Genomic DNA, 6,330 nt, shown 5'->3' on the forward strand with positions numbered 1-6,330 from the left:
CGAACGAGACACCGCATCTCATCGGGGCGCGGGGCTCGCAGACCCGCACAGCCGACGCCGGCCACGGCACGAGGCTCGACAAGGAACCAGGAAAGGCTCAGCGTGAGCGACGTCCGCAACGTGATCATCATCGGATCGGGTCCGACCGGGTACACGGCCGCCGTCTACGCAGCACGCGCGGACCTGAAGCCGCTGGTCTTCGAAGGCGCCGTCACTGCGGGCGGCGCACTGATGAACACCACCGAGGTCGAGAACTTCCCCGGCTGGCCGGACGGCATCATGGGTCCGGATCTGATGGACAACATGCGCAAGCAGGCCGAGCGCTTCGGCGCCGAGCTGATTCCGGACGACGTCGTGGCGGTCGACCTCACCGGCGACGTCAAGACCGTCACGGACGGCGCGGGCACCGTGCACCAGGCGCACGCGGTGATCCTGGCGACCGGTTCGGCGTACCGCAAGCTCAACCTCCCCAACGAGGACGCGCTGTCCGGCCGGGGCGTCTCCTGGTGTGCCACCTGCGACGGCTTCTTCTTCCGGGACCAGGACATCGCGGTGGTCGGCGGTGGCGACTCGGCGATCGAGGAAGCCACGTTCCTGTCCCGCTTCGCCCGCTCGGTGACCGTCATCCACCGTCGGGACGAGCTGCGCGCGAGCAAGGCGATGCAACATCGGGCGTTCGCCGACGAGAAGATCTCGTTCGCGTGGAACAGCGAGGTCGCCGAGATCGTGGGCGCCGGCAAGCTCGCCGGCGTCAAGCTGCGCGACACCGCCACCGGCGAACTGCGCGACCTGGCGGTGACCGGCCTGTTCATCGCGGTCGGCCACGACCCGCGCACCGAGTTGCTGCAGGGTCAGATCGAGCTGGACGACGAGGGCTACATCAAGGTCGACGCGCCGACCACGCACACCAACCTCACCGGCGTCTTCGCGGCGGGCGACGTCGTCGACCACACCTACCGGCAGGCGATCACCGCCGCCGGCACCGGGTGCGCCGCCGCCCTCGACGCCGAGCGCTACCTCGCCTCGCTCGCCGACGGCACCGGCGCCTGACCCACCCACTCGTCCGTAACTTCCTTCCACCCGAGCACACCGAGGAGCAACCATGGCCGGGGCCACCGTCACCGTCACCGACAAGACCTTCGACACCGACGTCCTGATGAGCGACAAGGCAGTGCTCGTCGACTTCTGGGCGGAGTGGTGCGGCCCGTGCCGCCAGATCGCCCCGGCGCTGGAGCAGATCGCGGACGAGAACGGTGAAACGCTCACCGTCGCGAAGCTGAACATCGACCAGAACCCGGAGATCACCACCCGCTACGGCGTGCTGTCGATCCCGACCCTGCACGTCTTCAAGGGCGGCGAGATCGTCAAGACGATCGTCGGTGCGAAGCCGAAGGCGGCACTGCTGCGCGAGCTCGCCGAGTACGTCTGAGTCGACCCGTTCGACGCGGCGGCCCACGGGCATACGAAGGGCGCTTCCCGGAACCGGGGAGCGCCCTTCACGCGTGTCAGGGCGTATCGACGGCCGGCGGGCGACCCACGGCGGCAGATCGTCCGCTCGGGCCGGAATCCGGGCCCCGAGAGCCCCACTCCGGTACGGGAAGCACCGTATGCGCGCGTACGATCGAGTGTTGCGTCAAAACTCGGGAGGACTTCTTTCCATGACCATGCAGCGGCGGTACCGACGCGGTGACACCGGCCCCGCAGTGGCCGAGATCAGGTCCAAACTGGTGCTGCTCGGCCTCCTGCCCGCCGGTGCCCATGCCGTCGTCGGCAGCGGCGACGCGAGCGGCCAAGGCGGCTACGCGGACGCGGTGTTCGACGACTCCGTGGACCTCGCCGTCCGGCATTTCCAGCAGCAGCGCGCGATGACCGTGGACGGCATCGTCGGCCCGGAGACCTACCGTCACCTCGACGAGGCACGATGGCGCCTCGGCGACCGCATGCTGTCCTACTCGATCGGTCACCCGACGGTCGGGGACGACGTGGCCACCCTCCAGCAGCGGCTGCTCGACATGGGCTTCGACTGCGGCCGGGTGGACGGCATCCTGGGCCAGGCCACCGAACGCGCGCTGCGCGAATTCCAGCGCAACTACGGACTCGGCGCGGACGGCACGTGTGGACCGGCCACGTTCCGAGCCCTCGACCGGCTCGCGCGCACGGTCGTCGGCGGGCAACCGCACGCGATGCGCGAGTCCGAACTGCTGCACCGCTCCGGCCCCTCGCTGGCCGGCAAGACCGTGGTGATCGACCCGGGGCACGGCGGCGCGGATCAGGGCGTGGTGGCGCACGGGCTGAGCGAGGCCGAGGTGGTGTGGGACCTCGCCCGGCGACTGGAGGGCCGACTGTCCGCCCTGGGCGTCCAGGCGTACCTCACCCGCGGCCTGGACTCCGACGGCGTCGGCGAGGAGGACCGCGCGGCCTTCGCCAACGCCACCGACGCGGACCTGGTGATATCCCTGCACGCGGACCGCAATGCGAGCCCGCGGGCCAGTGGCGTCTCCAGTTACTACTACGGCAGCGGCAGCGACCGGTACGGGCGACGCTCGCCGACCGGAGAGCACTTCGCGAGCCTGGTACAACGCGAACTCGTGGCCCGCACCGGCCTGGTCGACGGCCGGACGCACGGCAAGGCGTGGACGCTGCTCCGGCGCACCCGGATGCCCGCCGTGCGCATCGAACTGGGCTACCTCACCAACGCGGACGACGCGGCCCGACTGGCCGACTCGGAATTCCGCGACCACGCCGCCGAGTCGATCGTGGTGGCCCTCCAGCGGCTCTATCTGCCGCCGGACGAGGACGTGCCCACCGGCATGTTGCGGCTGCCCGTCTTCACCTGAGCCGACCGGCCCTGGCCCTCGCCCGAGCGAGCACCGACTCGTCGAGCACAACCCGATCCACCGGCCGGCGTGAGCCCAGCGGCAGCGCATGGACCGGAATCGCGGGCCCACCCGGCGCCCACGGCGCCCGGCCGGGCATCCGGGAACGCGGGGATTCGCCGAGCAACCCGCCGACGAATCCGCCGACGGCACCCACGCCCAGACCCGCGACGATCCAACGCATCGACCTCATCGGCCCTCCAGGGGTGCCACGTTTCACGTGAAACGTGCGCGCGGAACCCGGCCGCAGCCGAACCGGCGGCACGTTTCACGTGAAACACAAGCAAGGAAGGGGCTCGCGGTCAACCTCCGCGAGCCCCTTCCCGGGTGCTTCCCGTGCCGACTACGGCACCAACACCGAGGATTCCGCGCCATCCACGGACGCCTCGTCCGCCGCCTCCGCGCCCTCGCGCACCGGCCCGGCCTGGCCGGGCACCTCGGGCTCCGACAACCGCTTGGCGAAGTGGTCGCCCTCACCGGGCGCCATCGACGCCAGGATGCGTTCCAGGTCCTCGATCGACGCGAACTCGACGACGATCTTGCCCTTCTTCTGTCCGAGGACGACCTTCACCTCGGTCTCGAAGCGGTTCTTGAGTCGGTCCGCGAGCTGGTTCAGCGCGGGCGCGACGATCCGGCCCGCGCGCGGCTTGTGCGCCTTGGACTTGGCCGGTCCCTCGTTGTTGATCGAGCGGGCGATCTCCTCGACGGTCCGCACCGTCATGCCCTCGGCGATGATCCGCTTGGCCAGCTTGATCAACTCGTCGGGCCGTTCTTCCAGCGCCAGCAAGGCCCGTGCGTGTCCGGCCAGCAACGTGCCCGCCGCGACCCTCGAGCGCACCTCCATCGGCAACTTCAACAGCCGCATCGTGTTGGTCAGATGCGGCCGCGAGCGACCGATGCGATCGGCGAGCTCCTCCTGCTTGCAGTCGAACTCCTCCAGCAACTGCTGGTAGGCCAGAGCCTCTTCCAACGGATTGAGTTCGGAGCGGTGCAGGTTCTCCAGGAGCGCGTCGAGCAGCAGCTTGTCGTCGTTGGTCACCCGGACGATCGCCGGAATGTGGGTCAGCCCGGCCAGCCGGGAAGCCCGCAACCGCCGCTCGCCCATCACCAGTTCGTAGGTGCCCTCGTTGGTCGAGCGGACCACGACCGGCTGGAGCACCCCGACTTCCCGAATCGACTGGACCAGCTCGGCCAGCGCCTCCTCGTCGAACACCTCGCGCGGCTGGCGCGGGTTCGGCACGATCAGGTCGACCAGGAGTTCGGCGTAGAGCGCGGCCGGTGCGGTCGGTTCGGCCTTCGGCGCATCCTGCACCGGGACCGAGGTCGGCGACAGGGCCGACTCGTCCGTCGCTATCTCCGCCATCTTGCGCAGGGTCGCCGCCGCGGAGGAGGACGGCTTCAACGGTCGGGCCGGGATGAGCGATTCGAGGCCCTTGCCCAGTCCTCTGCGTTGTCCGCTCATACTTCCTCCTTCGCCTTCGCCACACCGCGCAGCGCCATCTCCCGAGCCGCTTCAAGATACGACAACGCCCCGGTGGAGCCCGGATCGTAGGTCATCACCGTCTGCCCGTAGCTGGGCGCCTCGGAGATGCGTACCGAGCGCGGGATCGCGGTGGGCAGCACCTCGTCCGGGAAGTGGTCACGCACCTCCTGGGCCACCTGGGAGGCCAGCCGGGTGCGCGCGTCGTACATGGTGAGCAGGATGGTCGACACGGCCAGGTTCGGATTCAGGTGCGCGCGGACCAGTTCCACGTTGCGCAACAGCTGCCCGAGCCCCTCCAGCGCGTAGTACTCGCACTGGATCGGGATGACCACCTCGGCGCCCGCCACGAGCGCGTTGACCGTCAACAGGCCGAGCGAGGGCGGGCAATCGATCAGGATGTAGTCCAACGGCTGTTCGTAGGACGCGATGGCGCGCTGGAGCCGGCTCTCCCGGGCGACCAGCGAGACGAGTTCGATCTCGGCACCGGCCAGGTCGATCGTCGCCGGAGCACAGAACAGGCCCTCGACGTCGCGTACCGGCTGGACGACCTCGGCCAGGTCGCGGCCCTCGACCAGCACCTCGTAGATCGACGGTGTGCCCGCGTGATGGTCCACCCCGAGTGCCGTGGAGGCGTTGCCCTGCGGGTCGAGGTCTATCACCAACACCCGGGCGCCGTGCATCGCCAACGCCGCCGCGAGGTTCACGGTCGACGTGGTCTTACCCACGCCACCCTTCTGGTTCGCGACCACCATGACCCGGGTGCGCTCCGGGCGCGGCAGCCCCTCCGAAGCACGACCCATCGTCTCGACGGCCTGTCGGGCCGCTCGGGCGATGGGCGTGTCTTCGATACCGGGTGCCTCTGTTTCACGTGAAACGTCGACGACGGCACCCACTCGGGGCGCCGGCATCGAGGCTGTCGGATACTCGGACGGCAACGGTCCACTCTCCTCTCCTGCCGCGGCGACATGGGAACTCGGGCCGACGGAATGACCACGCACTGCGGCGGCACCCTCAGAGGGTGTCACGTTCCGGCGCGCCTCAGGTGAGTAGAAGCGTTTCCACGGAAGGCGTTTCACGTGAAACACGATCCCGGGTGCGGCGATGGCGCGACGCGCACGACACACCCCGAGCGGGCAGGAACGGCGTTTCAGCCGTCCGGCCCAACCCGGCGACGCACTACTTTCCGGGACGCCGCCTGGTCGCCTTCGCGGCCCGTCGCGCCTTGGCCGCCTTGGACTCCTTGGCCACCACGGTGCCGATCCGGACCCGGACGACGGTGGTCAGCGGGTCCACGATCCCGGCACCCGCGTGCGCGACCGTCCAGGACACCGCGCCGAGCTTGCGCAAGTCCGCCTCGGACTCCAGGAGTTCCTCGGCGGCCGAGTCGCCCTTGAGCGCGAGCATCTCGCCGCCGGAGCCGAGCAGCGGCAGACCCCACCCGGCCAGCTTGGCCAGCGGCGCCACCGCTCGTGCGGTGACCACGTCGGCGGAGGTACGGCCGCGCAGTTCCTCGGCGCGCCCGCGCAGCACCTCGACGTTGTCGAGGCCGAGTTCCTCGACCACCTCGTCGAGGAACGTGGTGCGCCGCAGCAGCGGCTCGACGAGGGTGATCCGCAGATCCGGCCGCACCAGCGCGAGCGGAATGCCCGGCAGGCCACCGCCCGAACCGACGTCGTGCACGATCGCGTTCTCCGCGATCAATTCGGCGACCACCCCGCAGTTGAGCAGGTGCCGCTCCCAGAGCCGGCCGACTTCGCGTGGGCCGACCATGCCCCGGCGTACACCGGGCCCGGCCAGCAGATCGGCATAGCGGATCGCGCGGTCCAGGTTGGCACCGAAGAGGCGACCTGCCGCCTCCGGCGCCTCGGGCGCGCGCTCGTCCACCGGCGGGTCGGGGGTCGTGTCGTCCTGACGTTTCACGTGGAACATCATCCCAGGAACGGCGCCGGCCCCACCCGTGACGGGTGGGGC

7 protein-coding genes are annotated in these 6,330 nt (G+C 70.1%); 3 read left to right on the forward strand and 4 right to left on the reverse strand.

What is annotated here, in order from left to right; translation table 11 throughout:
• The first annotated feature begins 102 nt into the window (after positions 1-102).
• The 3 genes from trxB to ACFXMF_RS33070 all read left to right on the forward strand — a co-directional run bounded on the left by trxB (position 103) and on the right by ACFXMF_RS33070 (position 2,837).
• On the forward strand, positions 103-1,050 hold the full coding sequence (gene trxB, locus ACFXMF_RS33060) for a thioredoxin-disulfide reductase (RefSeq protein WP_379991646.1): 948 nt from the start codon (positions 103-105) through the stop codon (positions 1,048-1,050).
• 52 nt (positions 1,051-1,102) lie between these two features.
• A complete protein-coding gene (trxA, locus tag ACFXMF_RS33065) occupies positions 1,103-1,429 on the forward strand; it encodes a thioredoxin (protein WP_360315810.1) in 327 nt (108 codons plus the stop codon).
• 229 nt (positions 1,430-1,658) lie between these two features.
• Entirely contained in the window at positions 1,659-2,837 is a 1,179-nt protein-coding gene (locus ACFXMF_RS33070) for an N-acetylmuramoyl-L-alanine amidase (RefSeq protein ID WP_360315813.1), read from the forward strand.
• Here ACFXMF_RS33070 and ACFXMF_RS33075 read toward each other — a convergent pair.
• The 4 genes from ACFXMF_RS33075 to rsmG all read right to left on the reverse strand — a co-directional run bounded on the left by ACFXMF_RS33075 (position 2,830) and on the right by rsmG (position 6,288).
• The gene (locus tag ACFXMF_RS33075; RefSeq protein ID WP_360315816.1) at positions 2,830-3,069 is read right to left on the reverse strand and encodes a hypothetical protein; all 240 of its coding nucleotides are present in this window, start codon (positions 3,067-3,069) and stop codon (positions 2,830-2,832) included. The two genes, ACFXMF_RS33070 and ACFXMF_RS33075, sit on opposite strands and share 8 nt — an antisense overlap.
• Positions 3,070-3,219: 150 nt before the next feature.
• The gene (locus ACFXMF_RS33080) at positions 3,220-4,338 is read right to left on the reverse strand and encodes a ParB/RepB/Spo0J family partition protein (RefSeq protein WP_360315819.1); all 1,119 of its coding nucleotides are present in this window, start codon (positions 4,336-4,338) and stop codon (positions 3,220-3,222) included.
• Positions 4,335-5,267: a ParA family protein gene (locus ACFXMF_RS33085; RefSeq protein WP_379992773.1), complete on the reverse strand. Its 933-nt coding sequence runs from the start codon at positions 5,265-5,267 to the stop codon at positions 4,335-4,337. Before ACFXMF_RS33085 ends, ACFXMF_RS33080 begins: the two co-directional genes overlap by 4 nt.
• 268 nt (positions 5,268-5,535) lie before the next feature.
• Positions 5,536-6,288 (reverse strand): 16S rRNA (guanine(527)-N(7))-methyltransferase RsmG, encoded by a 753-nt coding sequence (gene rsmG, locus ACFXMF_RS33090; protein ID WP_360315837.1) that lies wholly within the window; start codon positions 6,286-6,288, stop codon positions 5,536-5,538.
• Positions 6,289-6,330: the final 42 nt, after the last annotated feature.

It is taken from the genome of Embleya sp. NPDC059213 (assembly GCF_042754445.1).
In the GTDB taxonomy this organism is placed as follows: domain Bacteria; phylum Actinomycetota; class Actinomycetes; order Streptomycetales; family Streptomycetaceae; genus Embleya.

Excerpts from the sequence above, each read along its gene's own strand:
- ACFXMF_RS33070 (WP_360315813.1), top strand. The coding sequence starts at position 1,659 with ATGACCATGCAGCGGCGGTACCGACGCGGTGACACCGGCCCCGCAGTG.
- ACFXMF_RS33080 (WP_360315819.1), bottom strand. The coding sequence starts at position 4,338 with ATGAGCGGACAACGCAGAGGACTGGGCAAGGGCCTCGAATCGCTCATC.
- trxA (WP_360315810.1), top strand. The coding sequence starts at position 1,103 with ATGGCCGGGGCCACCGTCACCGTCACCGACAAGACCTTCGACACCGAC.
- ACFXMF_RS33075 (WP_360315816.1), bottom strand. The coding sequence starts at position 3,069 with ATGAGGTCGATGCGTTGGATCGTCGCGGGTCTGGGCGTGGGTGCCGTC.
- rsmG (WP_360315837.1), bottom strand. The coding sequence starts at position 6,288 with ATGTTCCACGTGAAACGTCAGGACGACACGACCCCCGACCCGCCGGTG.
- ACFXMF_RS33085 (WP_379992773.1), bottom strand. The coding sequence starts at position 5,267 with ATGCCGGCGCCCCGAGTGGGTGCCGTCGTCGACGTTTCACGTGAAACA.